This window comes from Bdellovibrio sp. HCB288 (genome assembly GCF_047305935.1).
In the GTDB taxonomy this organism is placed as follows: Bacteria; Bdellovibrionota; Bdellovibrionia; order Bdellovibrionales; family Bdellovibrionaceae; genus Bdellovibrio.
Genome location: NZ_CP178619.1, coordinates 2101313 through 2126988 on the forward strand (window position 1 = coordinate 2101313; position 25676 = coordinate 2126988).

Annotated in this window: 29 protein-coding genes; 13 read left to right on the forward strand and 16 right to left on the reverse strand. The window is 47.2% G+C overall.

Annotated elements, in window-relative coordinates; translation table 11 throughout:
• Positions 1-151 precede the first annotated feature (151 nt).
• On the forward strand, positions 152-1126 hold the full coding sequence (locus tag ACLVWR_RS10295; RefSeq protein WP_413580571.1) for an HD-GYP domain-containing protein: 975 nt from the start codon (positions 152-154) through the stop codon (positions 1124-1126).
• Positions 1127-1137: 11 nt separating this feature from the next.
• Here the strand turns inward: ACLVWR_RS10295 and ACLVWR_RS10300 are convergent, their stop codons facing one another.
• The 3 genes from ACLVWR_RS10300 to ACLVWR_RS10310 form a co-directional block, all read right to left on the reverse strand.
• Positions 1138-1425 carry a CsbD family protein gene (locus ACLVWR_RS10300; protein ID WP_413580572.1) on the reverse strand — a complete coding sequence of 96 codons (288 nt, stop codon included), beginning with the start codon at positions 1423-1425 and terminating at the stop codon, positions 1138-1140.
• Between the two features lie 29 nt (positions 1426-1454).
• Positions 1455-1871, reverse strand: a complete 417-nt coding sequence (locus tag ACLVWR_RS10305) for a CBS domain-containing protein (RefSeq protein ID WP_340599088.1) — start codon at positions 1869-1871, stop codon at positions 1455-1457.
• Positions 1872-1946: 75 nt separating this feature from the next.
• The gene (locus ACLVWR_RS10310) at positions 1947-2519 is read right to left on the reverse strand and encodes a hypothetical protein (protein ID WP_340599089.1); all 573 of its coding nucleotides are present in this window, start codon (positions 2517-2519) and stop codon (positions 1947-1949) included.
• Positions 2520-2654: 135 nt separating this feature from the next.
• Here ACLVWR_RS10310 and ACLVWR_RS10315 point away from each other — a divergent pair, with 135 nt between their 5' ends.
• Together ACLVWR_RS10315 and ACLVWR_RS10320 are read left to right on the forward strand one after the other, a co-directional pair.
• Positions 2655-3335: a murein L,D-transpeptidase catalytic domain-containing protein gene (locus ACLVWR_RS10315; protein WP_413580573.1), complete on the forward strand. Its 681-nt coding sequence runs from the start codon at positions 2655-2657 to the stop codon at positions 3333-3335.
• Between the two features lie 81 nt (positions 3336-3416).
• Complete coding sequence (locus tag ACLVWR_RS10320; RefSeq protein ID WP_413580574.1) at positions 3417-5096, forward strand: glycoside hydrolase family 13 protein; 1680 nt, start codon at positions 3417-3419, stop codon at positions 5094-5096.
• Here the strand turns inward: ACLVWR_RS10320 and ACLVWR_RS10325 are convergent.
• Positions 5093-5725 carry an alpha/beta fold hydrolase gene (locus tag ACLVWR_RS10325; protein ID WP_413580575.1) on the reverse strand — a complete coding sequence of 211 codons (633 nt, stop codon included), beginning with the start codon at positions 5723-5725 and terminating at the stop codon, positions 5093-5095. The two genes, ACLVWR_RS10320 and ACLVWR_RS10325, sit on opposite strands and share 4 nt — an antisense overlap.
• A 191-nt stretch (positions 5726-5916) precedes the next feature.
• On the opposite strand from ACLVWR_RS10325, the gene ACLVWR_RS10330 reads away from it, so the two are divergent.
• The 5 genes from ACLVWR_RS10330 (at position 5917) to ACLVWR_RS10350 (ending at position 11117) form a co-directional block, all read left to right on the forward strand.
• Positions 5917-6222: a GNAT family N-acetyltransferase gene (locus tag ACLVWR_RS10330; protein WP_413580576.1), complete on the forward strand. Its 306-nt coding sequence runs from the start codon at positions 5917-5919 to the stop codon at positions 6220-6222.
• Between the two features lie 29 nt (positions 6223-6251).
• Positions 6252-7166 (forward strand): AAA family ATPase, encoded by a 915-nt coding sequence (locus ACLVWR_RS10335; RefSeq protein ID WP_413580577.1) that lies wholly within the window; start codon positions 6252-6254, stop codon positions 7164-7166.
• Positions 7102-8043: a DUF58 domain-containing protein gene (locus ACLVWR_RS10340; protein WP_413580578.1), complete on the forward strand. Its 942-nt coding sequence runs from the start codon at positions 7102-7104 to the stop codon at positions 8041-8043. Before ACLVWR_RS10335 ends, ACLVWR_RS10340 begins: the two co-directional genes overlap by 65 nt.
• Positions 8040-9974 (forward strand): transglutaminaseTgpA domain-containing protein, encoded by a 1935-nt coding sequence (locus ACLVWR_RS10345; protein WP_413580579.1) that lies wholly within the window; start codon positions 8040-8042, stop codon positions 9972-9974. Before ACLVWR_RS10340 ends, ACLVWR_RS10345 begins: the two co-directional genes overlap by 4 nt.
• 303 nt (positions 9975-10277) lie before the next feature.
• Positions 10278-11117 carry a Ku protein gene (locus tag ACLVWR_RS10350; protein ID WP_413580580.1) on the forward strand — a complete coding sequence of 280 codons (840 nt, stop codon included), beginning with the start codon at positions 10278-10280 and terminating at the stop codon, positions 11115-11117.
• Positions 11118-11119: 2 nt separating this feature from the next.
• Here the strand turns inward: ACLVWR_RS10350 and ACLVWR_RS10355 are convergent, their stop codons facing one another.
• The 3 genes from ACLVWR_RS10355 to ACLVWR_RS10365 form a co-directional block, all read right to left on the reverse strand.
• Positions 11120-11920: an SDR family oxidoreductase gene (locus ACLVWR_RS10355; RefSeq protein ID WP_413580581.1), complete on the reverse strand. Its 801-nt coding sequence runs from the start codon at positions 11918-11920 to the stop codon at positions 11120-11122.
• Positions 11921-12006: 86 nt separating this feature from the next.
• A complete protein-coding gene (gene ligD, locus ACLVWR_RS10360) occupies positions 12007-14379 on the reverse strand; it encodes a DNA ligase D (RefSeq protein WP_413580582.1) in 2373 nt (790 codons plus the stop codon).
• A 12-nt stretch (positions 14380-14391) separates the two neighbouring features.
• Positions 14392-14562, reverse strand: a complete 171-nt coding sequence (locus tag ACLVWR_RS10365; RefSeq protein ID WP_340599100.1) for a hypothetical protein — start codon at positions 14560-14562, stop codon at positions 14392-14394.
• A gap of 117 nt (positions 14563-14679) precedes the next feature.
• On the opposite strand from ACLVWR_RS10365, the gene ACLVWR_RS10370 reads away from it, so the two are divergent.
• Positions 14680-16563 carry an acetyl-CoA hydrolase/transferase C-terminal domain-containing protein gene (locus ACLVWR_RS10370; protein ID WP_413580583.1) on the forward strand — a complete coding sequence of 628 codons (1884 nt, stop codon included), beginning with the start codon at positions 14680-14682 and terminating at the stop codon, positions 16561-16563.
• On the opposite strand, the gene ACLVWR_RS10375 is transcribed toward ACLVWR_RS10370, so the two are convergent.
• The 6 genes from ACLVWR_RS10375 to ACLVWR_RS10400 all read right to left on the reverse strand — a co-directional run bounded on the left by ACLVWR_RS10375 (position 16529) and on the right by ACLVWR_RS10400 (position 20911).
• Positions 16529-16858 (reverse strand): hypothetical protein, encoded by a 330-nt coding sequence (locus ACLVWR_RS10375; RefSeq protein ID WP_413580584.1) that lies wholly within the window; start codon positions 16856-16858, stop codon positions 16529-16531. The genes ACLVWR_RS10370 and ACLVWR_RS10375 overlap by 35 nt on opposite strands.
• 56 nt (positions 16859-16914) lie before the next feature.
• Positions 16915-17211 carry a DUF883 family protein gene (locus tag ACLVWR_RS10380; protein ID WP_413580585.1) on the reverse strand — a complete coding sequence of 99 codons (297 nt, stop codon included), beginning with the start codon at positions 17209-17211 and terminating at the stop codon, positions 16915-16917.
• 130 nt (positions 17212-17341) lie between these two features.
• Positions 17342-18169 carry an MlaD family protein gene (locus ACLVWR_RS10385; RefSeq protein WP_413580586.1) on the reverse strand — a complete coding sequence of 276 codons (828 nt, stop codon included), beginning with the start codon at positions 18167-18169 and terminating at the stop codon, positions 17342-17344.
• Positions 18153-18761, reverse strand: coding sequence for a paraquat-inducible protein A (locus ACLVWR_RS10390; protein WP_413580587.1), 609 nt, complete (start codon positions 18759-18761; stop codon positions 18153-18155). The genes ACLVWR_RS10385 and ACLVWR_RS10390 overlap by 17 nt, the downstream gene beginning before the upstream one ends.
• A gap of 13 nt (positions 18762-18774) precedes the next feature.
• Positions 18775-19821: an SDR family NAD(P)-dependent oxidoreductase gene (locus ACLVWR_RS10395; RefSeq protein ID WP_413580588.1), complete on the reverse strand. Its 1047-nt coding sequence runs from the start codon at positions 19819-19821 to the stop codon at positions 18775-18777.
• A gap of 121 nt (positions 19822-19942) precedes the next feature.
• Positions 19943-20911, reverse strand: coding sequence for a hypothetical protein (locus ACLVWR_RS10400; RefSeq protein WP_413580589.1), 969 nt, complete (start codon positions 20909-20911; stop codon positions 19943-19945).
• A gap of 327 nt (positions 20912-21238) precedes the next feature.
• Here ACLVWR_RS10400 and ACLVWR_RS10405 point away from each other — a divergent pair, with 327 nt between their 5' ends.
• On the forward strand, positions 21239-21424 hold the full coding sequence (locus ACLVWR_RS10405; protein ID WP_413580590.1) for a hypothetical protein: 186 nt from the start codon (positions 21239-21241) through the stop codon (positions 21422-21424).
• A gap of 45 nt (positions 21425-21469) precedes the next feature.
• Here ACLVWR_RS10405 and ACLVWR_RS10410 read toward each other — a convergent pair whose 3' ends face one another.
• Positions 21470-21850: a hypothetical protein gene (locus ACLVWR_RS10410; protein ID WP_413580591.1), complete on the reverse strand. Its 381-nt coding sequence runs from the start codon at positions 21848-21850 to the stop codon at positions 21470-21472.
• A 152-nt stretch (positions 21851-22002) separates the two neighbouring features.
• On the opposite strand from ACLVWR_RS10410, the gene ACLVWR_RS10415 reads away from it, so the two are divergent.
• Positions 22003-22752 carry a TIGR02147 family protein gene (locus ACLVWR_RS10415; RefSeq protein WP_413580592.1) on the forward strand — a complete coding sequence of 250 codons (750 nt, stop codon included), beginning with the start codon at positions 22003-22005 and terminating at the stop codon, positions 22750-22752.
• Here ACLVWR_RS10415 and ACLVWR_RS10420 read toward each other — a convergent pair.
• Positions 22749-23213, reverse strand: a complete 465-nt coding sequence (locus ACLVWR_RS10420; protein ID WP_413580593.1) for a hypothetical protein — start codon at positions 23211-23213, stop codon at positions 22749-22751. The genes ACLVWR_RS10415 and ACLVWR_RS10420 overlap by 4 nt on opposite strands.
• 109 nt (positions 23214-23322) lie before the next feature.
• Between ACLVWR_RS10420 and ACLVWR_RS10425 the strand changes: the two genes are divergently transcribed.
• Positions 23323-24231: a polysaccharide deacetylase family protein gene (locus tag ACLVWR_RS10425; protein WP_413580594.1), complete on the forward strand. Its 909-nt coding sequence runs from the start codon at positions 23323-23325 to the stop codon at positions 24229-24231.
• Positions 24231-24908: a hypothetical protein gene (locus ACLVWR_RS10430; protein WP_413580595.1), complete on the forward strand. Its 678-nt coding sequence runs from the start codon at positions 24231-24233 to the stop codon at positions 24906-24908. Before ACLVWR_RS10425 ends, ACLVWR_RS10430 begins: the two co-directional genes overlap by 1 nt.
• Positions 24909-24965: 57 nt before the next feature.
• Here the strand turns inward: ACLVWR_RS10430 and ACLVWR_RS10435 are convergent, their stop codons facing one another.
• Positions 24966-25619 carry a thermonuclease family protein gene (locus ACLVWR_RS10435; protein ID WP_413580596.1) on the reverse strand — a complete coding sequence of 218 codons (654 nt, stop codon included), beginning with the start codon at positions 25617-25619 and terminating at the stop codon, positions 24966-24968.
• Positions 25620-25676 lie beyond the last annotated feature (57 nt).

Below are 25676 nucleotides of genomic sequence, written 5' to 3' on the forward strand. Positions count from 1 at the left end.
AGGGACCTCACATTCATTCTTTTGAGGTCCAGTCATTGTTTGGACTTTTGGTCGAGTTGAAAAGTGTATCAGTGTAAGAATTCACGTGGCTTAGGTCCGGGGTGATAGTTGACGCATGTTCATTCCCCAAAGGTCAGGGTACAATTGAGGAATGACAGATCCTCAGCCGAAAATGATTATGGTAGGGGTAGAGCTCTTTACTGAGAACTTTCCACTTCCTGCAGACGTTTATACAAGACTCCCTTCCGGTCAGTATCTTCTGGTCGGTAAAAAAGGTGAGAAAAGTAATTTTCAAAGCTTGCACATGACTGCGCAAAAGAAAGCTGAGCTTTATGTGCGTGGAGCTGATTATGATACTGTCATTCAATTCAATTTGGCTCTGGCCAGAACTGCTGTCGGCAAAGCTCAGGTTCCAACTAATTTAAAATTGAATTTGATTTCCGGATTGGCGGATTCGGCGATCAACGACTTGGTGGATCGCAAGATTGTGTTGGGCTCTTACGAGCGTGTGAAGCAGCTTTCAGGCTTCATCAAGGATACGGTCGCTCAAGTGAGTGATGTCGAAAAACTATTGGATCTTTTAAGTAAGCTGCCCGCCGACAATGCCTCGCATGGTATGGCGACTGCTGCTGTGTCGCTTTTAATCTGTGAAAAAATGGAAATTCATTCCAAGCCCACTCTGGAAAAGGTGGCTTTGGGAGCGATGTTACATGACATCGGCATGAAGGAGATCCCCGACGCAATTTTAAAGAAAACCCGGGCTGATCGTACAATTGAGGAAACAACACACTATGAGTCTCACACGATGAGAGGTGTGGAGATGCTTCAGGATTTGAGAGAGATACCGTCAGATGTTTTGGCGATTATTCTGGAGCATCATGAAAATGCCTTGGGTATGGGATACCCCCGTCGTATTCGAGATATCAAGATCAATCCACTAGCGAGAATCGTGGCAGTGGCAAATTACTTCGTGGAGCTTCTGCACGACAAAACCGGCGAACATCAGGCTTTAACGCCAGAGGAAGCGATTCACTATATGGAAGTAACTTTGGGGCAGCCCTTCAATAAGCAGGTGTTTCTTGCCTTGAAGGATATTGTCTATGCTCATCGCAGAGCCGCCTCTTAGGTCGACCTGAGTTAATGCCGTTCGGATCTGTCTGGATTGATATCGCTGTCCAAGCTTGTGCGACGGCGATCTTCACTAAGACGTTGATCTGATTCCGGACTGTTTAAGCTGTCTTTAAATTCGTTGAATTTTTTAGTGGCCTCTTCCTTGGATAGTCCATAGGTCTTTTCAATCTGACCTTCCAGCTTATCAAGGTTGCCTTCCATTTTATCAATGTCGTCATCTGTCAGGCGACCCCAGGCCTCTTTGATTTTGCCTTTTAGAATCTTCCAGTCGCCACTGAGAGTTTCCTTATTCATAACAACCTCCTTGTGGGAAATCCTTGAACTTAAACCTGCGCTACATGTGAAAGCAGATCGTGCGAAATGTTTTTGTTTTGTCCTCGGGTTGCAATGTCTCCGAGGCTGAGCATGCCAACCAGTCGTTTGGATTTGTTTACGACAGGGACACGGCGAATTTTATTGCGAATCATGTGTTGGGCTGCGACGCCAAGGTCTTCGTCATCGAAACAGTATTCGATGCCCTGACTCATGCATTGTTCGACCAAAGTGGTTTTGGGATCCAAACCTGCCGCCACCACGCGAATGGTGATGTCGCGATCTGTGATCATTCCAATCATTTTATCATTACGACTGACTGGCAAGGAGCCGTAACTGTTCTTTTCCATCATCAGGGCTGCCTCTTGAACAGTTCGATCGGCACCGATTACGTCGGCGCGAGGGCGCATGACATCTTTGACTTTCATAACGTCTCCTTTGTTGCCCCCAGAATACTCCGGGAGCTTCAATTTGAGCGTTAGAAATGATTCAGGAAACCGACCTTAGGGCTTGGCGCACTCGCCTTGTTTTTGGCAATCACGCATATCAGAACTGTATTCGTGCAATTCGCGCAAAGTGTAGCCAAGTTCTTGGTCGTATCCTTCGCGAACACTACCTAATTGGCCGATGGTGATGAAATCGTTAATTCCTTCAAACCAAGCCTGATCATAAAGCTGACCGGTGGAAGTGGATTTAAAATAAACAGTCGCTGCAGAACGGATCACTTTGATGAAGCGATTGCGTTGATCCAAAGCTTTTTGCAAACCGCCGCTGAAGCTCTTCCAGCATTTGACTTCGCCGACTCGAACAACTTTTTGAAGTTGAAGGTCGAAAACCACGATATCCAACTCACCGATGGTACGAGAGCTGTCGCCATAGGCGATACCGACTTCAACTACGTATTGGGGAGCAGGGAATTGTTTGCGAACGTCCAAGCGGGCAATCTCTTCACAGATGGCGCCGGAGTCTTCATAACTGCGGGGAACCGATTTCAAGGCTTCAAAATCTTCAGCCCAGTTTGCAGCAAAAAGGTTTAAAGAAAAAAACAATGCGCTTAAGAAAACCGTTACCTTCATAAATCCCCTCCGAAGGCCCCCATAGATCGCTGAGCCCTGCAAATTGTTCAAGGATTTACTCCTTAAACATTAAATGTGCGCCGCAACATTGATAGGATGTTGAATTTATTACCCGCAGTTTGTAAGAGCACCCCCATGACAATAAAAGTGATTCGTTTTCTGATTCCAGTTGTTGCTGCGTTTACTGGCTGTGCGGCTTTTGCCGGCATCCTTCCCAATAAGGAAGACCGCTGGAATTTCTATGTAAAACGTTTCGAACAAGTGGCGTCCCGTGAATCAGATATTCCTGAGGTCGCCATCGACAGAACCGTCGAATTCTTGCAATCCAATCGTATCAAGCTGGAAAAGCTATTGAACAACCGCAGTGTGGTGGTGATCAATGACTTCACTCAGGACAGCAATCGTGAACGCATGTTTGTGGTTTACGTTTATCTAGGCAAGGTTGAGCGTTACCAGGTTGCTCATGGGATCGGAAGCGGTGAAGGACCTCATGTATATAAGTGTTCTGGAGCGTCGGGATCCAAGGCGACTCCCCCAGGGTTTTTGGTTGTTCAGAATGAAAACCGGGCCTCCACTTTCGGATCGGCACTGTATATGGATGGGCTTGAACCCCGTAACAGCAGTTCCCGCGCCCGAGCGGTGGTGCTTCATCCGAACAAAACTGCCTACGAGCGTGCTTTGATCCAACGCAAATGGGGTTTTATTGACCTGAGCGAAGGATGCACGCAGTTGACTCGCGAAGACTATGCAAAGCTGAAATCCCGAATTCAGGGTGGCAGTCTGCTTTATAACTTCTGTCCTGAAGATAAGCGCTAATTCGGCGCATTCGCTTGGACTTCATTTAAAATTGAATCTATAAATGTCCTTGTACAACATCGTTGAAACAAGGACCTGTCTATGACAACTGCTTTGGCTCCCAAAAAGATCTGGTGGAAAGAATCCGTCGTTTATCAAGTTTACCCACGTTCTTTTAAAGACTCTAACGGGGATGGTATCGGGGATCTGAAAGGTCTGATTTCAAAATTGGACTATCTGAAGCATTTGGGTATCGACGTGATCTGGATTTGCCCGATGTTCAAGTCTCCGATGGATGATAACGGCTATGATATCAGTGACTATCAGGCTATCCATGAAGAGTTTGGCTCCATGGCGGATTTTGATCAGCTGCTTAAAGAATGTCATGATCGTGGCATTCGTTTGATCCTGGACTTGGTGGTCAACCATACCAGTGATGAACATCCTTGGTTCATTGAATCACGCTCCTCCAAAGACAATAAGAAACGTGATTGGTATATCTGGCGTGACGGCAAAGAAGGCCAGGAGCCGAATAACTGGGAAAGTATTTTCAGTGGTTCCGCATGGAAGTATGACGAGTTGACCAAGCAATGGTTCATGCACATTTTCTCTGCGAAACAGCCGGATTTGAACTGGGAAAACCAGGATATGCGTAAAGCAATTTACGACATGATTCGCTGGTGGTTGGATCGTGGAATTGACGGCTTCCGTATCGATGCCTTCAGTCACACGCGCAAAGAACCAGGACTGGCAGACATCCCTAATCCAAAAAATCTGGAATACGTGCCATCCTATTCCAAGCACATGAATGTACCGGGTGTTTTGGATTATGTTCAGGATCTGGCGCAAAACACATTCAATCATTACGACATTATGACTGTGGGCGAAGCCAATGGTGTGAATGCTCAACAAGCGGAAGAATGGGTTGGCGAATCTCGTAAACGCATGAACATGCTGATTCAATTTGAACACGTGGGCTTGTGGGACACGAATCCGGATCAGCGATTCAACATGGCTGACTTAAAGCGAGTATTTAATAACTGGCAAAAAGGCCTTGAGAACATCGGTTGGAATGCTTTATTCGTGGAAAATCACGACGTGCCTCGTATCAACTCCAAATGGGGTGAAAATACGAACTTCTGGAAAGAGTGCAGCACTTCAATTGCGACGATGTACTTCATGATGCAGGGGACGCCGTTTATTTATCAGGGTCAGGAGATCGGTATGACCAACAGTCATTTCGACGGACCGGATGATTTCAATGATGTCTCTGCCAAAAATTATTTCGTGATGAAGCGCAAAGAGGGTCGTTCAGATGCAGATATCACGGCCGAGCTGAATCACACTTCCCGTGACAATGCACGAACGCCGATGCAATGGGATTCCTCTGCGAATGCCGGATTCACGACGGGTAAACCGTGGTTGAAAACAAATCCTAACTTCAAGCAAATCAACGTGGCTGCCCAAATGGAGGATCCTGAATCCATTTTGAACTATTATCGCCGCCTGATTCGTTTACGTCGCCAGCATGAGGGACTTATTTATGGGTCTTTTGATCTGGTGGATGCTGACAATAAAGAAGTCTTTGCATACACGCGTACTCTGGGGACGGAAAAGTTCCTGGTGGTTTCAAATATGACCAAGAATGCGGCTCGCTGTGAATTGGGTGCGATTGCGGTGAAGCCCGATAATTTGTTGCTGGCAAATATGCCGGTGACTGATCACGGTGTTGAGCACGGGATGAAGTTGAAGCCTTTTGAGGCACGTATTTATAAAATTTAGTTATTAGAGAGTGCAGTCCTTAGGATTGCATTCAGTTCCACGGGTTTTTCCAGGGGAACGAAGTGTCCTGAGCCCTCGATCAAATGCAGTGTCGATCGGGGGACAGCTTTTTGGAATGCTTCGAGTTTTTCCTTCGGGGATATTTTATCTTGAACACCACCAATCAGCGTGACTGGGAATGACAATCTGTTGAGGGTGATTTTTAAGTCCAGGCGATGTAAGGTCGCGTGAAGTTGGTTCAGATACATTTCTGTATTGTTACTGGCAGCCATGTCTAAGATCAGTTTTCGAATCTCATCGTTTTTCAGTGATTCATTGTGCAGGTAGTGTTGCAGAGCCTGGGCACTTATTCCGGCGAACTGAACCTTTTTTAACATGTTTGCCATTTGTACCCGGGTTTTGAACTCGCTGTCGGACAGTGGGCTTCCCGTAACTCCGATCAGGATGATTTGTTCGACCCGGTGGGGGAAGCGTGTGGCAAATACCTGTGCCACATATCCACCCATGGAAAATCCCAGAAGAGTCAGGGGGCCGCTAAAGGACTCCTCGATCAAGCCCAACATGTGGTTCAGGTCTTCTGAGTGTCTGAGGTCCAGAACTTTAAATTCATGGTCGGCCAGCAGTTCCAATTGGAACTGCCAAAGCCGTTCGTCACATAAAAATCCCGGAAGGCACACGATGGATTTTGACATATGTTAAGGATAGCAGAATTAAGATGTGAGCGGCAATTCAGCTCTGAGATATTTGACAAGGTCACCAAAAGAAATTTGCTAAAAAAGAGTCAAATTCAGCAATATGAGGAAATTCAAGGAGTGGTGAGATGAACATTCGTCATGATGTCTCCGGCCAAAGGTTTGCGACAACTGTTCAGGGCGGTGATGCTCATATTCTTTATCGTAGAGGCCCGAATAATGCCTATGACCTCTATGCTACTTATGTTCCTGTGGAGTCACGGGGACAAAACATCGCGGATCTACTTGTCCGTGAAGCCATTCACATCGCCAAAGAAGAAAAGGTCCAGATCATCGCGACTTGCCCTTATGTAGCAAGTTGGTTTCGCAAGCATCCTGAGGAGAACAAAATTCTTTCCACAGAATCCGGTGATTCTATCATTCAGGTGTTTTAACAAACAATTCTATGATGTACGCTTGATTCATGAGTAAAAAGTTTCATGAATTGATCGCGGAAGCATCCAAAGTCGTTTTGGATAAAGATGTTGAGGTTCGCCTGGCAATCACATGTTTGTTGGCCGGGGGACATTTGCTGATAGAAGACATGCCGGGAGTGGGTAAGACAACACTCGTGCAGGTTCTGGGAAAGTTAACCGGACTAAAAACGCAAAGAATTCAGTTCACCATTGATCTTCTGCCGGCGGATGTTCTGGGCAGTCAGATCTTTAATCCGCAAGATCATAAATTCTCATTTCATGCGGGACCGATTTTTTCACAATTAGTGATGGCCGATGAGTTGAATCGAGCCAGCCCTCGTACACAAAGTGCTTTATTGCAGGCGATGGAAGAGGGCGAAGTTTCGGTGGATGGAATGACCTGGGAACTTCCGAAACCATTTTATGTTATAGCGACGCAGAATCCGCATCAACAAACCGGCACCTTTCCTTTGCCGGAAAGTCAGCTGGACAGGTTTTTAATGAGCCTTGAGTTGAACTATGCCTCCAAGGGAACTGAGGTGCGCATTCTTCAAGGAGAGGATCCTCGTGCTGTGATCAAGCGCATGAATTCCCTTTTTGGTGAAGGCGAGTTCGAAGCGGCCATTAAAGTTATTGAAAAGGTCAAACTGTCAGAAGCCGTTGCCAACTATATTGCGAATATTCTGGAAGCCTCTCGCAAAGAAGGCTTCGATGGAGCTCCTCTGTCCACGCGATGTGGTATGTCGTTGGCTCGGGCGGCGAAGGCCTGGGCGTTTTTGGATGACCGGGATTATGTTCGTCCCGAGGATGTACAGCAAGTTCTGGTTCCGGTTCTGGGGCATCGCTTAGGAGGCAATCATGGCATCAAACGTGGTCGAGAGTGGGCGGCAGCTCTTCAAAAGGCAACGGCAGTCCCAGTCTAAGAAAGCCCGTACCTATATTTTACCGACGGGCTTTGGGTTGGCATTTGGCTTGATGGGTTTGGTTTTGTTCTTTATGGCTGTCGGCTATGCGAACAACCTGATTTACATTTTCTTTTTCTTTTTGATATCCATTGCGGTGACCGGAATGGTCGTGACCAATAGAAATGTCGAAGCTATTCAGTTTCAAAGAATTCTGGCAGGAGATATCTTTTCCGGGGAAGACGGCAGAGTCCGAATTCAAATTGTGAATAAATCAAGTGCTGTCAGTTATGGCATTCAGGCGGTTTTTAATCGCAAGGCCACGGAAGTGGATGCGGTGACGGTGGAGGCCGAGGATGAGACGGCCTTGAATGTGCACTGGACAGCTCCGCACCGAGGGCAACAGTCATTACCAGCCCTGCGAATTCAGGGATCCTATCCCTTCGGCCTTTTACAAGCCTGGAAGCAGATAAAAAGTCCCGGGACTGTGCTGGTTTATCCGGCACGCAAAGGCACCGTGGAATTTCCCATGGGATCTGGAGCTGATTCAGTCGCGCAAAGTGTGGGATTGTTTTTGAATCACAAACAATATCAATCTGGAGACCCTGTTCGACGCATCGACTGGAAAGCCAGCGCCCGACGCAATGAGGTTTTAATCAAGAAATTTGAGGAACCCGAAAAACCGGCTTTGAATTTTACCTGGGAGCAAACGGAATCAATTCGCGATCCCGAGTTGCGACTTTCGCAGTTGGCGCTGTGGATTGATCAGGCTGAAACTCAAAACTATGTGTACTCCATGCGCTTGGGCGGCGTGCAGACGCCGTCAGCAAAAGGACGTGAGCATTGGCGGCGGTGTCTGGAAATTCTGGCACTGGCCAGAGTTGGGGAGCTGGGGTGAAAAGAGAGTTTTTCGCGCAGACATTTTTCAGTCTGGCCATTGTTATGTCCATGTTAATGGTCGCGGTCGAAGTCACTCCTTGGGTGGCATTCCTGAGTATGGGGATGCTGATCTGGAAGTGGGGGATCGAGAAGTATCATTGGCAGGGGCTGTCGCGCAGATTCACATCGGTGTTGAGCGTGATTTTGCTTGCGCAGGTATTGATTCAGTATCGCACTATCGTGGGGCAGGAACCGTCATATACGCTGCTGTTGGGATTAAGCGGTTTAAGAATTATGGACTATTCCAATGAACGCGACCATCGCTTCGTCGCGATGTTGGGTTTTATCCTTATTTCAGTGAAGGCCTTGTTCAGTATTGATATCTACTGGATCATTCCTTCGATGTTTGCGTTCTGGGGGATTTGGTATTCGTTACTGCCTCAGCAGTTGCCCAATAAAGAACGCATGTTGGGAAAAATGTTTTTGCTATCAGTGCCACTGGCAGTGATTTTGTTTTTTGCCTTTCCACGAGTGGTGATTCCGTGGGCGATGTCCCGTGGTAGCACCTATGGACAAATTGGTTTCACGGACGAGGTGAATCCCGGTCGAGTCGCAGAAATTGCCGGTAGTTCGCAATTGGCCTTTCGGGCCAAGATAGACCAGCTGCCTCTTGAAAGTGCCAGTGATTTGTATTGGAGAGGATCGGTTCTGACTTCAACACGTGGATTGGTTTGGCGGCCGACTCCGTTTGGTGCCAGATCCGCTGAGACCACCACGGGAAGTGGAAATCTTTCGTATGAAGTGGCGATTGAACCCACCTCACAGAACTTTTTGTTTGCGTTGGAGGGAACACAGATTCTGACTTTGGAGGCGGGACGGGTGACAAACTTAAGTCACGCGGTTTTCAGAACTTCGCGTCCCATCGTTTCAACTCTGGTATATCAAGGGCAGTGGACTCGGGACTATCAGGATCGCAGTCAGCCTACGGTGGTGGATTTGAAAACTCCGGAATTTAAAGGCCGCGTGCTTGAGTGGGTCACCGAGGCAAATAAGAAATCCCTTAAACCGGAAGAACGCCTGGATTTACTGCGAAGCTTTTTCGTGGAGAATAAGTTCGTTTATACTCTGAATCCAGGAACCTATGGCGCGAACGATCTGGAAGAGTTCCTGTTCGAAAGACGTCGGGGATTCTGTGAGCATTTTGCCGGAGCCTACGCGGTCTTGGCGCGTGGTCTGGGTATCCCTTCACGAGTTGTGGTGGGATATCAGGGCGGAAAGTTCAATCCTATCGGAAATTTTTGGAGAATCGCGCAGCGTGATGCCCATGCGTGGGCTGAAGTCTTTGTCGGTAATTCGTGGAAGCGTGTTGATCCGACTTCATGGGTGGCACCGCTTAGACTGGTGATCGGTGCTGAAGATTTTTTTGCGATGTCGGAATCTGATCAGGAAGTCTTCGCAAGAAAGATAGATTGGCGACCGCAATCCCAGGGCACCCGTTTGTGGTGGGACCGGGCCACGTTCTTTGTCGAAGACATGAACTACCGCTGGAGTTACTTCCTGATGGAGTTCGATCGCAGCTCGCAGGATTCGTTTTTTGCCCTGTTGGGACAATATAAACTGTTAAGCTTTGCGGGAATCAGTTTTGCATTGATTCTGTTCTTCGTGCTGGTTCAAAACCTGTTCAAGACCCGGGTGAAGTTATCAGCGGAACAGGAGCTTTTAAACATCGTTCAGGAGTGGGGAAGTCATCATCACTTGGTGCGAACAGCCAGTGAGGCGCCATTGCATTATTTTACCAGAGTGGCCGAAAAGTACCCTGCTCTTGGAAATGTCATCGGGGACATCAGCAAATACTACGATCAAAGAACCTATGCAGAACTTTCATCTTCTGAATCTCCGGAGCGGCTTAAAAAAAGATGGTTTGCAGAGTCTCGTAAAGTCAGTCCCTAAATCAGTCCCTAAATAAAATGGAAGCGGGTCTGATTTGATTCAGACCCTGCCTCGGACGATATCTATGTTTGGCAGGACTTTTGATGCCAGATTCAGATCTATCCTTTTTCAAGATTTCACTTAGGCTGCGCATATCCTGAGATATCGTTTCACCCTTCATTATACACTTCTAAAAATGAGGAAATTGAATAAGTGTTCAAGGACATGTGTTTCTTTGAATTCTGGTCGATCATCCAACTTTTCTGGCCTTCAAAAAACCTCATATATGGTTTCTTCTGATAGCACACGGGCAGGAGGAAGCATATGGCTAGCATCTGGAAAGGCTCGATCAGTTTCGGACTTTTGAATATACCCGTCACTTTGCAGGGAGCGCAGTCTGAAAAGGAGATTCACTTCTCCATGTTGGATAAGAAGGATCTGTCGCGAATTCAATATAAGAAAATAAACGCCAAAACTGGCAAGGAAGTCGCGTACGAGAATATCGTCAAAGGTTATGAGTACTCGTCAGGTCGCTATGTGCTTGTCACCGAGGATGAAATACGCAAAGCAAATGTGAAGGCCTCGCAAACAATTGATATCGAGGATGTCGTCTCACTCGAGGAAATTGATCCGATGTACTTTGAGCGTCCCTATTATCTGGTGCCGCAGAAGGGGGCTGAAAAAGGGTACTATCTTTTGCGTGATGCTCTGGCCAAGTCCGGGCGGGTGGCGGTTTCAAAGATTGTAATTCGAATCAAACAACATCTGGCGATGATTATGCCCAAGGGTGAATACCTGATGCTTGAGCTTTTGCGCTTTGGTCACGAAGTGAAAACTGAAAAACAGGTTCACTATATGAAAGACGTCACAAAAACCGCCAAATACAATCCGCGGGAATTAAAAATGGCCGAAGACCTGCTGGAGGGTATGACCGGTAAGTGGAAGCCAGAACAGTACAAGGACACTTACTATCAGGAAGTCATGAAGATGATTGATCGTAAAGTAAAAACCGGCAAAGGACATCGTATCGCGCCTGTTAAAGAGGAGCATATCGAAGCAACAGACAATGTTGTGGATTTGATGCCACTTCTGCAAAAAAGTCTGGCAGCCAGAAAGACTGCCAGAAAGAAATCTCCTGCAAAGCGGGCGTCGAAAACCGTCTGAGTTTAAAATGGTTCAGCTCCCATTTCGGCAATGACGGCGCCACTGACGTAGCTTGAGTCTGCCTCCGAAGCCAGAAAGACATAGACCGGAGCAATTTCCTCGGGTTGGGCGGGGCGACCAATCGGCTGGTCCTTGCCAAAGTTTCGGACTTTGCTTTTTCGGGTGCCCTCGTCAGATACATTCAACGGAGTCCACACAGGTCCAGGCGCAACAGCATTGACTCGTATTCCTTTCGGAACCAGCATCTGTGCCAAAGATTTAGTGAACGTATTGATAGCACCTTTTGTCGACGAGTAATCCAAAAGTTGGGCGGGTGCTCGGGATGCGGTCTCAGAGCTTGTCGCAATTATACAAGAACCGGGCTTCATGTGTGGAACTGCAGCCTTGGCCAGGTGAAAATACGCATAGACATTGACCTTAAAGGTTCGGTCAAACTCATCAGTGGTGATTTCAGAGATATCCTCTTTACGCATCTGATGAGCCGCATTGCTGACTAAAATATCAATGCCTCCAAGCTTCTTGATAGTTTCCTGCACCGCTTTTATACAGAACTTCTCTTTGGAGAGATCTCCGGAAATTAGATGGCATTGACTTCCCAATTCCTCGATTTCGATTTTGGTTTCTTCCGCATCAATAACTTCTTCTGGCAAATGCGTGATGACAATACTCGCACCCTCTCTTGCGTAGAGCAGGGCGACGGCTCGTCCGATACCGGAGTCACCACCGGTGATCAATGCTCTTTTCCCCACCAGCTTCCCGGCGGCCTTATACTGGGGAGCGCGATATAAAGGAGACACCGTCATTTTCTTCTCCAGCCCAGGCGATTTTTGTTGATGCTCTTTAAAGGGAGGCATGGGCTTGCGTTTGTGTATACTGGTCATTTCGTCTCCTATAGTGTGTTTAACTCACTGGAATCCTCTTGCTTGCGGGATTTGCTGAGCAGATTTATTTTTTGGCTTAATTTCGAGTATCCCTGCCAGGGATCCTTTTTTCTTCGTCCCAAGTGCAACAGAGCTTTTTTTAAAGTGAAGTGATCGCCGCCTTGGATATTTTTAAGTTCATTCCAGGTTATAGGCATCGCAACCGCGCTGACCGCTCTGGCGCGAAGAGAATAGGGGGCCACAGCCGTTGCGCCCTGGGAGTTTCTTAAATAGTCGACGAAGATTTTTCCGGTGCGAATTTTTTTGGACATTTTTGAAACAAACAGATCGGGGTCCTGCAGTTCCATTTGTTGGGCCAGGGCATGGGTGAAGCTGTTGATTTGATCAAATGAATAGATCGTAGCCACGGGGACATGGACGTGGACTCCCTTGCCGCCACTCAGTTTGACAAAACTTTTTAGCCCAAGACCTTCCAGAAGTTTTTTTAATTTAAACGCGGAGTTCACGACAGTCTTCCAGGAAACTCCGGGCCCAGGATCAAAATCCATGACGAACTGGTCCGGCGTTGCCGTGTCGGGGTGTCGTGAATTGGAGCAGTGGATTTCAAAAGCATTCATTTGCACCAAAGCCGCAAGTCCCGCAGGATCGTGCAGGCTCATATAGGTGCCGTATCCTCCATGCTCCTTCATTTTGACCGGGGTTAGTGCCGCTGGCATATGCGTCTGATGTTTTTGAAAAAAGCATTGCTTGCTGGTGCCGTTTGGACAACGCACCAATGAAAGCGGGCGATCAGAGATCAAAGGAATAATCCAAGGTGCTGCTTTGGAATAGAAATCAGCGACTTGCAGCTTGGTGATCTTTTCTTTTGCAAACAGGATTTTTTCAGGAGAGGAAACCGTCCAATCCTCTGAGCTGGCGGTGACGGGTTTCACTGGAGATTCCTTCTTTATTTGTCTGGTGGGTTTATCCTCCCGCAGACCATGAAAGACTGGAACACGCAGGATTTCTTCGTGGGTCCAATTGGCAAAGGTGATCTCGGCACTTAAGCGGGGTTTAAGCCAATGAATTTCCTTGCCCTTGGGGGACTTCAAATCAAAGGGGGATGAGGCCGATTCCAGCGGTTTGATTTGTTTAAAGATTTCGCGCAGAGATTGCCGCGTAAATCCCGTTCCGACTTTACCCACGTATTGTAACTTCTTATTCTTATAGACACCTAAAAGTAGCGCGCCAAAATGATCGCGGCTTCCTTTGCTTTCGGTGTAACCACCGATGACAAACTCCTGCTGTTCGGTGCATTTGGTTTTTACCCAATTGGGATTTCTTTCTGATAAGTAGGGGCTGGTTCTTTTCTTTGAAATAATTCCTTCCAGTCCATGCCTTTTTGCCAGAGCCAGAAGACTTTTTCCCGATCCATCAAATTCGGAACTGAATCGGATGCGACTGACGGACTTCTTAATATACTTCTGCATTTCATCGCGCCTTTGTCCCAGCTCCAAGGAACGGAGATCCTTGCCATCAATGGCCAGAAGATCAAAAGCATAATAGTACATGTTGCGGGAGTTTTCAGATTTGATGGCATTTTGCAGAAGTTGGAAATCGCTGCGGCCGTCTTTATCGAGCACCACCATTTCACCATCTATCACCGCACCATCAAGATCCAGGTCTTTTAGTGCAGCGACAATCTCCGGAAACTTGGTCGACCAGTTTTGTCCCGAACGGGTGTACAGCTGAACTTGCTGGCCATTGACGTGGGCTTGCATGCGATAGCCATCGAACTTTAATTCATGCAACCATTCGCTGCCTGTCGGAGGTGTATCCACCAATAAGGCTAGTTCCGGAGCGATGAAGGGCAGTTTTTTCCTTTTGGATTTGGCAGAGGCTTTTATTTTTGGGACTTCCTTTGCATACAGATCATCCTTCTTCATTAAAAGCCATTGATTGTTTCTTGCGGGAGTGCGAGTGCGCACAAGGTGAAAGACGCCTTTCAGTTTTTTCCCTTTAAGGTTGATGACCAGATGGCCTTTTTTAAATCCCTTGGTGGCATCTTCCAAGGGCTCCCAGGTTCCTTTGTCCCAGATGTAAACTTCGCCTGCGCCGTATTCTCCTTCAGGAATGGTTCCGTGGAATTTTCCATATGAGAGGGGATGGTCTTCAACCTCCACGGCCAGACGCTTTACTTGTGGATCCATGCTGGGTCCTTTGGGGACGGCCCAGCTTTTAAGTACACCTTGCCACTCCAAACGGAAATCCCAGTGCAGATGACTTGCGTGGTGTTCCTGAACGACAAAAGACAGAGCCTTGGCCTTTTGGGATTTCTTAAGGCCTTTGGGCTCTGAGGTTATTGAAAAATTGCGCTTTCGATTGTACTTCGAAAGAGTCATTTTTTGCTCCGTCTAATACATGGACGGAGTATTGTGGCTGCGAGGTGACTCTATGGAATCGTCATAGGGCACATCAGCCGAAGTTTCCTGGTCCCAGCCGCGTTGTTGTTTGCGACTGTTTTCTTTGCTCGGCTTCGGAGCAGGCTTCTTGGCGGATTTGTTTTTCTTATTTTTGTGGGCCATGATGTCCTCCCTTGAAGTTACATTTTCCGTCGCTTTTCCTTTCACGTAAACGTCCTATGTTATTGATCAAGGAGCGGGTGACCTTGACTTGGATTTTAACTGTAAGAAACTATTTTTATGAATATATTCAAGTCCCTTCAGGCAGCCGAAGAATACATTGTTTCAAGTTTCGGGAAAGAACTGCGGTTTGCCATTCCCTTGGGGCTGGGTAAACCTAATCAGCTTGTAAATGCCGTGTACGAAAGAGTTAAAAGGGATTCGTCCCTGTCTTTGACGCTTTTTACGGCTTTGTCGCTGGATATTCCACAACCAAAAACAGACTTGGAAAAGCGTTTTACAGGTGATTTCTTTTCCCGGCATTTTGGCGATGATTATCCCAGACTGGGCTACCTGAAAGATCTCAAGGACAAAAAGGTTCCTGCAAATATTCAGATTCATGAATTCTATTTTCAGGCCGGTTCAATGCTGGCAAATCCTGTGGCTCAACAAAACTATATCAGCCTGAACTACACTCACGTCGCACAAAGTATCCTGGATATGAAACTGGACGGGGTCATGCAGCTGATCGCGAAGTCTTCTGACGGTCGCTACAGTCTGAGCTGTAATCCGGATCTGACCCTTGATGTGGTGGAGTTGTATAAAAACAAAAATAGACCATTTAAGGTCATTGGCGTGGTTCATCCCGATCTCCCTTTTCTTGGGGGAGACGCCGAAGTAGGAGCCGAATTCTTTGATGTCATTGTCGATTCAAATGAAGTGCGGCACCAACTTTTTGCGACGCCTAAAAATAGTATCGACGAAACTGAACATTTGATCGGGCTCCACGCCAGTCGTTTGATCAAAGATGATGGAACTCTTCAGATCGGTATTGGTTCTTTGTCAGATTCTTTGACGGCGGCGACCTTGGTGAGACATCGGGATAATGCTGTCTATAAAAAGATTCTAAAGTCCTTGGATATTTCGTTCATCAAGTTGCCCGAGGCGGAGTTTTACGACGACTCATTTCAAACCGGAATTTATGGGACCAGTGAGATGATCATGGATGGTTTCATGCATTTGCGAACAGCGGGAATTTTAAAACGTGAAATTCATGACCACGACGAAAATGAGCGACGCTATCTGCATGGAGCATTTTTCCTGGGTTCCAAAGAATTTTATGAGTGGTTACGGGGGCTTTCCGCAGACGATTTCAAGGGGTTATCCATGACCAGGGTATCGAAGGTGAATGACCTGTATGATCCCCATGAGATGGCACTGCGCCGGCAACGCAAAAACGCACGGTTCTTTAACTCCTGTATGCAGGTGGGATTGCTGGGCGGTGCAGCCTCGGAGACCTTGCAGAATGGGAACGTGGTGAGCGGGGTAGGTGGGCAATTCAATTTTGTGGCGATGTCACATGAATTGCCGGATTCGTATTCGGTTCTGATGATGAAAAGTACGCGTGAAAAAGCGGGTAAAAGAGAATCAAACATCGTCTGGAGTCCGGCACAGTTGACGATTCCCCGGCATTTGCGTGATGTTGTGATCACGGAGTATGGGATCGCGTTCTTAAAGGGACAAAGTGATTCTGAATGTATTAAAAGACTTCTGATGATTACAGATTCGCAGTTCCAGGATGAGTTATTGGAAACAGCCCGTAAGAATGGGAAAGTCGATCCGCAATGGAACATCCCGGAAATGGCTCGTACAAATACACCTCACAAGATTCGCGGTTTGATAAAGGAACTGGCACCGGAGTTTGTATTTAAGAAATTTCCATTCGGAAGTGATTTTACAGAAGCAGAAGAAAAACTGCAGGCGGCGTTGCTAAATCTGAAGGACAAAACCCGTTTGCAACTGATTAAGACCCTTGCAGTGGGATTCTTTGCGCAGAAGTCAGCTTACATAAATGAACTGGAGCGTATGAAGTTATTGTCGCCCCAGTCATTCAGTGAATTTATTTATCAACGAATTCTGGTGGGCTCATTTAAGGAGCTTGCTCATCAGAGTCTTCTTCAATAGTGCCTGAATCCTGTGTGCCGGCCTTTTTTTCAGGAGGTCGTTTCCAGGAAGCACTGGCTTCAACTTCGTTGATGGTGGTTTCGGTGCCACATCGGGCGATAATGTCATCCAGACGCTGCTCGGTTTCCTCGTGGGTTAAGCCCGTTTTCAAGGAAACCAAGTCCGTCAGTGAACTATAGTCATGTTCAATTCTTTCAATATCGGACTCATTTAGATTCGCCCATTTTTTTCGGACTTCCTGAGTGACCTGACTCCAATTTTGTTCATTCAAGCGGTGATCATTTGGTTGTTCCATTGAATCCTCCTGTGAAATAAGAATTGGGGCGGTGATGAATCTCCGCCCCTTTGTTCTTATTGACGGCGTCGACGGGCAATCATTCCCGCGACAAATCCCACAGCGCATGCGCCCAAGACAGTCGCAAGTGGATGATCCTTAACGAAGTCTTCTGATGACTCGTAAGCATCCTGTGCGCGATGTTTGATGGTCTCATAACGATCAGTCCATTCACGTTTCATCTCTGAACGTCTGTCTGACATTTGAGATTTGAGTTCAGATTTCGCTTCGCCATACAGGTTTTTACCTGTATCGACGGCTTGTCTGCCTGTGGATTTAAGATCGTTCATAAGTTCTCTTGGTGTTTCAGCCATAGCACCCTCCTTGGTTTTTCATAAGGCCTTAAGCTATCTTTATCACTTTTTGGGACGTGCGCCAGAAATCCTTGCTTGAGTTGTTATCGTTCATAAACTCGACTGATTCATCGGCCAGTGTTGGTACTCACTAGTCCAACACCGGATTCCATTTTTCAGTCTCTTTGGGAGCTTCGCCCAGTAAAATAAATGTGTTTCCGGCCTTGGCTTTGGCTCCCGCATTGGTTGGTGTCGCGAATTCAATCCCACCTCTTAACAATGCATCAACGGAATTCATTTTTACAAATGAGTTGAACAGTCCAAGCTTTGCCTGAAATCCGGCTTTTCTCCAGAACACCGTATTCGTTCGTACCAGTCGCGCGTATTCCCAAGGCACTCGTATTTGCACGTTGATGGTTTGGCCCGTTTTTGAAAGGGAAACTTTGGTCACGGTGCCGACATCCATGCCGCGATAAAACAACGTGTCTCCATCACTGACGGAATCCAGACGCTGAGTCTCGAGCTTAAACAGGGCGGTTTCTTCCAGGGGATTTTTCAAGTCAGTGCCGATACGTCCTTGAAAGTTTTCTGTTTTGGGTCCATCTCCGGGAACCGCTGAGATGTAGCTCCCTTCAACCAGTGTATCCAATCCGCGAATCTCCTCAAAGCTCACGCGGGGAGTTTCCAGCCAGTACTTGGTGCCTTCGTTCGCAAACTCTGCGGCATGTTTTTCAAGACGGGCAAACACTTCGACGGCTTTCTTGTCATCGGTTATGCGAATGTCATTGACGATACCAACGCGGACACCGCGGAAGCGGAGTTCGGTTTTTCCCGGTGTGATGCGCGAGCCCTCTTCAAAGCGGATTTTTACTTCGGGTCCCCGCTGTTCAAAATAATCATAAAGCAGATATCCTGAGATCAGGATTGCAAACAGAGGAAATACCCAAAAGTACCAGGTCGAACTAATGTTTTTCATCATAGGATTTTTTCCATATTGTGGTGGGATCGAAGGCTGCTGAAGAGAGCATTGTGAAAATCACGACAAGGGCAAAGATCCAGGCACCTGATTCAGGTTTCGCATTGGCCCAGGGGCCGAGCTTCATGATGGCAACCAGTACAGCAAGTAGAAAAATATCCAGCATCGACCACCGGCCGATGGTTTCCACGATATTATATAAGCGAGTTCTGAATTTCTTTTGATCCGATTTGCCAGTGGTTAAACCCAGGTAAAACAATATGATCAGTTTCGCCAAGGGGATCAGAATGCTGGCCAGAAAGACGATGATGGCGATACCCCAGGAACCAGCGCGACTGAGCGTGACGATTCCCTCCCAAATAGTGGAGGTGGATTTGTTGCCGTAAATTTCAAGGGACATGAATGGCAGTAGATTTGCGGGAATGTACAGGACCAGTGCCGCGGCGGAACAGGCAAGACTCAGCTCGCGACCGGCGCGAAATCCCAAGTGATTCAGGGTGCCGCAGGTTTCACAGGTAACATAGAGAGAAGAGTCTTCGACAGGAAGAGCTTCTCCGCATATTTTGCATCGATCTATGGCTTCGCTTTCTGCCATGCTGAATCTCCAATCAATGCATTTGATCAGTTTCCGGCGGAATCTCGTTGTTGCGTTCAGCGGCCTGCTGTCCCAATGCGGTCAGGAAGGAGCGGGATACGACTGATTCTGCATCTTTGCCTTCTAATGTCGTGCGCAGATCGTCCGTGGGATTCGGTAGCAACCAGTTGGCCACGGAGCCAAAGTCCGCGTAGATTCCCGGAAAGTGAGCATGCAACAGTGACAGGACCCGGGAAGGTGTGGAAACGGTTGTTTCTGCTTTGCCGGTCTTTATCGCCGAGACTATTTTTCGGGCGGCTCGATCTGCATTCATTGAAATAAGGGGTGCGGATGCCATCAACGAGAACCAGGCATGCTCTTTTTTGAATTGCCCTTTTACTCTGGCGTTGCGGGCGGAACCGGTACGCATCAATCCTGGGCAAACTGTGGTGACGTAAATTCCCTGGGGCATGAGTTCCAGTCGCAGACTTTCAGAGTATCCGCGCAAGGCAAATTTGCCGGTGCAGTAGGCTGCGTGGTGGGGGACAGGTACCAAGCCGCCGATAGAGGAGATGTTCACAATTCGTGAGCCTTTTTGCAGATGCGGAAGACAGGCCCTGTTCATGTAGTAGGGTGCCCAAAAATGAATATCCAGGGAGTCTTCAAAGTCTTTTTTGGTGGTGTTCTGAATCGGACAGGTGGAGATGATGCCGGCATTGTTCACGACGATATCGATTTTACCGAAGTAGCGAATTATGGAGGACACCGCCTGATTTACATCATGGGGTTTGGTGCAGTCGCACTCAAGGGTCAGCACCTGGGCCCCCGGAGCGGCGAGCTCAACCATTTTTTTAGCGCGGGCCAGCTCCTCATTGTCTCGGGCCAGCAGTGCCACTGAAGCTCCCTGTCGGGCGAACTCTTTGGCCAAAACCAAACCCAGTCCCCGAGATCCTCCGGTTATTGCAGCCACTGATCTTTTGATAGGGCGATAGCGGAATTGGTCGCGCAAAACCGAGTAGGCGAACCCACCCAGTAAACTCCACGAAAGATTTTTTAAGAGTGATCTGGTGACAGAACTCATAGGCACCTCTTTGACCCTATTCTAGAAGACGCAGCCGAGGTGCACAGATCCAGTGCAGGAAAGCAAAGTCCCGCTCAAAGGCGGGACTTTGCTCATCGATAAATTTCAGAAGAGTGAAGTTTTAGAGTTTGGAAAGAAAGTTGCCCAACAGTGAACCGACGATTGTCGTCACCACGCTGGCAGCAGGGGACGAGGCTCCCGCAATTTTAATCCCACCCATTAGAGCAGTCAGCAAAGTTTGTTTCAGTGCTGATGAGCCGGAGCCACTACCGACGATTGAACTCAAACCAGAGTTAGAGCCGGATGTGAAGGCGGCAATCAGATTCTGCAGAGTCGTGGAGGTATTGTTTGAACCCCCAAGTTTAGCAATCAATTGATCCAAGCCGGGCAGGGATCCAGAACCCAAGCTGCCAAGAATGGATTGCAAAACAGATGAGGAGTTGCCCAGGTTACCAAGACCAAGCACGGAACCTTTAGCAAGGCTTTCGACCACAGTCGCCAAGCTGCTTACATCAAAATCCTTACCACTTAGTTTACCAAGGATGGCTTGGATAATTGTGTTTGCTGCAGTGGCTTGGCTGCTGGAGCCGATGCCTGCCAATTTTAAATTAGAGAACAACGCTGAAGTCACCTTTTGAATCAAGGCCGTTGAAACCTCGTCTTCAGAAAGATTCACCAGTGAGTTCAGTGTACTGTCGCCAATCAAACCCAGAATATTGGATTTGTTAACCAGATCTGAAATATTCAAAGTGCCGACACCAGTGGTAGCGCCTTGAATAAGTACAGGAATGATTGCGGAAAGGTTGTTGCTGTTTCCAAGATTTGCTGATTCAAGTGCAGTCTGCGCACTCGCTATAATAGCTGCAATTTGTGTTGCTGACAGTTTACCAGCAGCTTGCACTTTCAGTTGTTCCTGCAGATCGCTGACCATGGATTGTGCAGCGACTTTGGGAGTTGATACAGTAGGGGTGCTTTGAGCACCTTGTGACGAACTATCGGCAGAGGAACGTTCTAAAGTTTCAAAGTTACTGCCACAGCCAATCAAACTTGTCGTAAGAGTCAGCGCCAGCAGTGAAGTGATTAATCTCATGGGTCCTCCGGTTATTGGTCCAGAAACAGAATAGTTCGATTCATGAAAAATAAAAATGGGCAGAACTCAGACAAAAAGGTCCTGTAAAAAGCCATGACGAAAAGCAGAATTGTTTTTGGCGGGAATGTTCACATTTGACGTGAATCGTGAAGTTTCTGTTTTTTCCTTTACCACTTTTATTCAATATTCACTGGTGTGGGCCCAAAAATCTGAGAAAACGGACTGAAAATAAATTCTCAATAGGGGACGTTGTTGTTGATAATCACGGAGTTTGAACTTCGCTATTCGCTAAGACTGTGGCGGAATCGGTTCAACGGGGGGGGGAGCATGCCAAGATCTACAAGTTCCCATACAGCCAAAGAGGATCGCATGGCCAAACATATTATGGACAGCGAGAAAGAATCTGGAAAGTCAGCGAAACGTTCTGAGCAAATAGCCTGGGCTACGGTGAATAAAAGAAGAGCGGAGAGCTCTGGCAAAAAGAAATCGCGTTCGAAAGCCAGTAAGCACTAAAGAAAAAAAGGCGCCGGTATTACCGGTGCCCTTTTTATTTTTCTATTATCTGTTGCAGTTTTCCAGACGTTTATTTTGAACTGTTATCGGACGCTCTTTGCGGTGGTCCCATACGTCGTAGGTATACTGCGTGTACGTGTCATCGAGTTTCACACTGCGGATGATGGACTTGGAGCAAACCGGGCGTGTAGAGTCATTGCGATTCCACTGAACACAAACGGCTTTGTCTTCAACCATAGGCACAGCAAGGTTCTGCTCTGGTGCGTGAACTTTAAGGGAATTCGTGTCTTGTTCGATACAAACTTTTTCGCGAACGATTTCACCCTGTTGTGGGATATAAGGGTTGGCAGAGCGATTATAAATGATTTCAGTCGCTGCAGAAGCAAAAACAGGTGCCATAAGCAATATAGACAGGATCAGTTTCACTTGGACCCCCTTAGGGTGGTTTAAGAAGCCATAGTTTTGACATATATGTTCTGACCAAACAAGAGACGGTTGCTGAAAACCTTTCACAAGGTTTGTGAAAATCCCGCAAAATTGCCGAAGTCCTCGTTTTTTAAGGTATATATTAGGCCCATATGACAAAGGCTGAAATCCTTAAATACAAAGACTACAGGCAGTTTCTGGCGGACTATAACGCCTGGAAGAGCCAGAATAAAGTGGGTTGGAGTCTGACGGTGTGGACCCGTCAGTTGGGGCTGTCTCATCCGTCAGCATTGTCGATGATCCTGAATCGCAAGCGCCATATCGGCGATAAGCTTGCGGAATCCATTTCAGAGTATTTTGATTTCAACGAAGGCGAGAAGTCCCATTTCTCGAACCTGGTGAAGTACGAAAAATCCATTGATAGCAATCATCTTCGCATCATGGTTTTGAATCAGCTCCAAGGGGAGAAGAATCACGCCATTGCGCGCTTCGTTTTGAATGAAGGCAATAAGCTGCAAAACATTGAAAGCCGCGAAGCCTTAGCGAAACTGCTTTCGCCGATCCTGGGGCTGAACAGTGATGAAGTGATTGCCTTGGAATCCAGAACCCCCGAGTCACCGGATCCCAAAGCCATGCACCAGGAAATTGTGAAAATTGTGGAGCGTTCCTACGATGTAGTGCCAAAATCCCAACGACAGTACGCAGCGACTTTCATGAGAATGAAATCAGAACGCATGCAGGAAGCGATGGACAAGCTCCGTGCATTCCAGAAAGAATTCATTGCGGAGTTCGACTGCGAGGACGCAAATTCTCTGGTTTGTTTTCAGAACTCACTGTTCTCCATGCTGAACGAAGGAACTGCGGAAGCTGAATCTGAGCTTCCGCATAACAAAAAGAACTAGTCATTCCCGCATTCATCTTCCCAAGCTGCAGTCATCATGCAAGTTGGGCTGTTGGCGATTCCACCAGCGCCATTTTTATTAATTGTGCAGGAAATGTCTTTGGCGATCTGATTCACGTGCCCTGTGGTTGCGTCGGGCATGACATCCATATCATCCAGAGCTTCAAATAAGGCCATTGCTGTTATCGGTCCCACAGCAAGGGGTGGCTTGCACTCATAAGCTGGCATTAGGTCCGGCTGAACGCCGCGGTTGGTTTCTGTGCATTTCATCTCGGTGACAGTCCAAGTGGTGTCATCACCGTTGATAGTCTTTTTACCTATCGGTGAGTTTTTTAATATATACGCCAAAGTAACTGCATCATCCCCTTTGAATGTTCGCGGTGACATATCTCCGCAAGCAGCAGACGCACTTTCAGCGATAATCAGTGAGACGAAAATTCCCAGTATTGTCTTAACTAGCATAGGATCTCCTTTTGAATAGGAGCATCTTATTACCGACGAACTTCAATTCTCAGTCCAGTGGCGGAAAAACATATTTGGTAATTCGTAAACTAGCTGATGTAATGAAGTTATGAGGTCCTCATTTATAGCTCTATTATTGGTGTCTGGTTCTCTGACGGCTGGTGCCGCAGTGGAAGTTTCTGTACAAAAACATATTTGTCCTGGCGGGCAGACATATCCTGTACATTTAACTTTTGACGATGGGCCCAGAATTCCCCAGACTCTGCAGATTTTGGATACTTTGAAAAAGAACAACATCAAAGCGACCTTTTTGATTTCCACGACGCGCTTCAAGTCACTTTTAAATGGAAAGCCCAACGAGAGTACAAAGAGGCTTATGGAAGTGATCGAACGAATGAAGACCGAAGGACATACGGTGGGCTCTCATTCCTTTGAGCACATTGAGCATGGCAATATTGCGAAGCACACTGAAGCAGAGATCAGTAGTAACATCGCTAAGTCTGCAGCAATTATTGATAAGCTGAAATTGCCGAAACCAACGCCATTTAGATTTCCTTATGGCAGTGGGTGGTTTCAGGATCCAGATTCCGCCAATCAAAGCATGGCCTCCAAGGCGATGCGGCAAATTAAAGCCCAAGGGTATCGCCCTTTTCATTGGGATATAGATACCTGGGACTGGAGTAAAATCAAACGCAAAGCCTTGCCAGGCTCGGTCCTGGAGCAAGTTTGCAATCACAAGGGGGGCGTCGTATTGGCGCATGATATTCACTCTTGGACGGTTGAGAACTTGCCGGCCATTATTGAATCCATAAATCTTTCTGGACACAAACTTGTGTCCTATTCTGAGATTGCCAAATACTCGGAACAGCAAGCTCCGGAGCCTCTCATGTCTTTTGCAGATCATGCCGGAGGTATTCGCTCTTGTAAAAAACACGTTGGTGATCTTGATCAAGTGGGGGCAGTCTGCGACACTGGTGTTTCAAACAAAAAAGACAATAGTCAGGACGGGGTTCAATAATGAAAAGTCTGCTTACAGGTGTTCTATTTGTTCTTGCAGGTCTTCAAGCCCAGGCAGCGGCAGTAATTCAGTCTGCTTCCAATGTTCATAATGGCAAAGTGGTCGTGGCTGTTGATATCTCAGATCCTGCGCGCCGGGTGTTCATGGAAGTCGATGCAAAATCCGGAAGAAAAGAAAGCTTGGGCTTTCCCAATGATCTTGTCTCTGAAGACATCATGGCGGTGATTTCATTACCTGAATATGTCGTGGTTTTGTCGCAATGGACGGCTGGCGATGGAAAAAAGCCCAAAGTTCATGAGTACGTCAGAAGCTCCAAAATCTGGATGGCGGCAGGGGAGTTGAATTGCCTGTCGTTCGATCAGATTGAAATTGAAAAGTCAGAATTGCGTGTGCAATGTGCCGATGAAAACAAAGAAGGCACCCTGGTGGGCACAGTCAAGATGGCCCTGGATTTCACGTCCAAGACGGCTGTAAAGGCGACGTTGCCAATTCAGGAGTCGTCAGCAGGGCCCGTCAGCTTCGCGCTTAAAGGTGGCTCTATGTTCAAATGGGCGGCTTTGGATTTAAAGTCAGGCAAGGCGAAAAAGACATATACGGCGGAGGATCTGTCACTATCCTCGGATGCCAAAATCAAAAAGACGATCAAAATCAAAGAAACGATCGGCCCGGCAGAGTAGTTCAATAAAAGAATGTAGAAACAAAAAAAGCCATCCTCATCGGATGGCTTTTTTTATTTAGAAGAATCTGTAACCCAGGTGTATCGCCAGGTTTTTATCTGAAAAGAAAGCTCGTCTATAAACCGGAACCTTGTAAGAGTCCTCCGGAAAGTAAAGCATCTTGGTTTCGATATCGCCCACAAAATTTGTTCCCGTAAAATTTCGGGAATCCATACGGAAATCATAGGGAGCTGAGACATTCGAATAGCGAGGGCCAAACAGGCCTCTTTGGTTTTCAACAGCATACTGGCTGGCGCTACTGTAGGCGGCGATCAGACCCTTATCAAACGGATAGATGAAGTACAGGTATCCCCAGCCTTCCTTTAGAATCTCCAGATTGACTTCGACGTTATTGTAAAAGACCCGGCCCAGGATGCGGTTGTGCTTGTCATGGCCGTTATCATCGTAAACCACAGTGATCTCACTGCCCGGAGGCACAAGCCCCGCAACAAAGTCACGGGCCACGTAGGCGGACTCACCCTGAGTGTTTCCAAAGTAATCCACTTCCGGAGTATCAACTCCAAGGAAGCGAACTTTGTACTTCTGTGAGCCGGATTGCACGTTGAGTGTGTCACCGTCATGAACATTGGTGACAGTGCCTTGAATAGTGTAGGCATGACCTAAAAGGGGCAGGGAAAGCAGGAGCGATAAAAGCAGATTAAATGACTTCATGGGGTCCTTTTATCAATTCCCGGGAGAGGAGCCTATGTGAACTCCTCCCTTGGAAAA

Excerpts from the sequence above, each read along its gene's own strand:
- ACLVWR_RS10295 (WP_413580571.1), top strand. The coding sequence starts at position 152 with ATGACAGATCCTCAGCCGAAAATGATTATGGTAGGGGTAGAGCTCTTT.
- ACLVWR_RS10300 (WP_413580572.1), bottom strand. The coding sequence starts at position 1,425 with ATGAATAAGGAAACTCTCAGTGGCGACTGGAAGATTCTAAAAGGCAAA.
- ACLVWR_RS10305 (WP_340599088.1), bottom strand. The coding sequence starts at position 1,871 with ATGAAAGTCAAAGATGTCATGCGCCCTCGCGCCGACGTAATCGGTGCC.
- ACLVWR_RS10310 (WP_340599089.1), bottom strand. The coding sequence starts at position 2,519 with ATGAAGGTAACGGTTTTCTTAAGCGCATTGTTTTTTTCTTTAAACCTT.
- ACLVWR_RS10315 (WP_413580573.1), top strand. The coding sequence starts at position 2,655 with ATGACAATAAAAGTGATTCGTTTTCTGATTCCAGTTGTTGCTGCGTTT.
- ACLVWR_RS10320 (WP_413580574.1), top strand. The coding sequence starts at position 3,417 with ATGACAACTGCTTTGGCTCCCAAAAAGATCTGGTGGAAAGAATCCGTC.
- ACLVWR_RS10330 (WP_413580576.1), top strand. The coding sequence starts at position 5,917 with ATGAACATTCGTCATGATGTCTCCGGCCAAAGGTTTGCGACAACTGTT.
- ACLVWR_RS10335 (WP_413580577.1), top strand. The coding sequence starts at position 6,252 with ATGAGTAAAAAGTTTCATGAATTGATCGCGGAAGCATCCAAAGTCGTT.
- ACLVWR_RS10340 (WP_413580578.1), top strand. The coding sequence starts at position 7,102 with ATGGCATCAAACGTGGTCGAGAGTGGGCGGCAGCTCTTCAAAAGGCAA.
- ACLVWR_RS10350 (WP_413580580.1), top strand. The coding sequence starts at position 10,278 with ATGGCTAGCATCTGGAAAGGCTCGATCAGTTTCGGACTTTTGAATATA.
- ACLVWR_RS10355 (WP_413580581.1), bottom strand. The coding sequence starts at position 11,920 with ATGACGGTGTCTCCTTTATATCGCGCTCCCCAGTATAAGGCCGCCGGG.
- ligD (WP_413580582.1), bottom strand. The coding sequence starts at position 14,379 with ATGACTCTTTCGAAGTACAATCGAAAGCGCAATTTTTCAATAACCTCA.
- ACLVWR_RS10365 (WP_340599100.1), bottom strand. The coding sequence starts at position 14,562 with ATGGCCCACAAAAATAAGAAAAACAAATCCGCCAAGAAGCCTGCTCCG.
- ACLVWR_RS10370 (WP_413580583.1), top strand. The coding sequence starts at position 14,680 with ATGAATATATTCAAGTCCCTTCAGGCAGCCGAAGAATACATTGTTTCA.
- ACLVWR_RS10375 (WP_413580584.1), bottom strand. The coding sequence starts at position 16,858 with ATGGAACAACCAAATGATCACCGCTTGAATGAACAAAATTGGAGTCAG.
- ACLVWR_RS10380 (WP_413580585.1), bottom strand. The coding sequence starts at position 17,211 with ATGGCTGAAACACCAAGAGAACTTATGAACGATCTTAAATCCACAGGC.
- ACLVWR_RS10385 (WP_413580586.1), bottom strand. The coding sequence starts at position 18,169 with ATGATGAAAAACATTAGTTCGACCTGGTACTTTTGGGTATTTCCTCTG.
- ACLVWR_RS10390 (WP_413580587.1), bottom strand. The coding sequence starts at position 18,761 with ATGGCAGAAAGCGAAGCCATAGATCGATGCAAAATATGCGGAGAAGCT.
- ACLVWR_RS10395 (WP_413580588.1), bottom strand. The coding sequence starts at position 19,821 with ATGAGTTCTGTCACCAGATCACTCTTAAAAAATCTTTCGTGGAGTTTA.
- ACLVWR_RS10400 (WP_413580589.1), bottom strand. The coding sequence starts at position 20,911 with ATGAGATTAATCACTTCACTGCTGGCGCTGACTCTTACGACAAGTTTG.
- ACLVWR_RS10405 (WP_413580590.1), top strand. The coding sequence starts at position 21,239 with ATGCCAAGATCTACAAGTTCCCATACAGCCAAAGAGGATCGCATGGCC.
- ACLVWR_RS10415 (WP_413580592.1), top strand. The coding sequence starts at position 22,003 with ATGACAAAGGCTGAAATCCTTAAATACAAAGACTACAGGCAGTTTCTG.
- ACLVWR_RS10420 (WP_413580593.1), bottom strand. The coding sequence starts at position 23,213 with ATGCTAGTTAAGACAATACTGGGAATTTTCGTCTCACTGATTATCGCT.
- ACLVWR_RS10425 (WP_413580594.1), top strand. The coding sequence starts at position 23,323 with ATGAGGTCCTCATTTATAGCTCTATTATTGGTGTCTGGTTCTCTGACG.
- ACLVWR_RS10430 (WP_413580595.1), top strand. The coding sequence starts at position 24,231 with ATGAAAAGTCTGCTTACAGGTGTTCTATTTGTTCTTGCAGGTCTTCAA.
- ACLVWR_RS10435 (WP_413580596.1), bottom strand. The coding sequence starts at position 25,619 with ATGAAGTCATTTAATCTGCTTTTATCGCTCCTGCTTTCCCTGCCCCTT.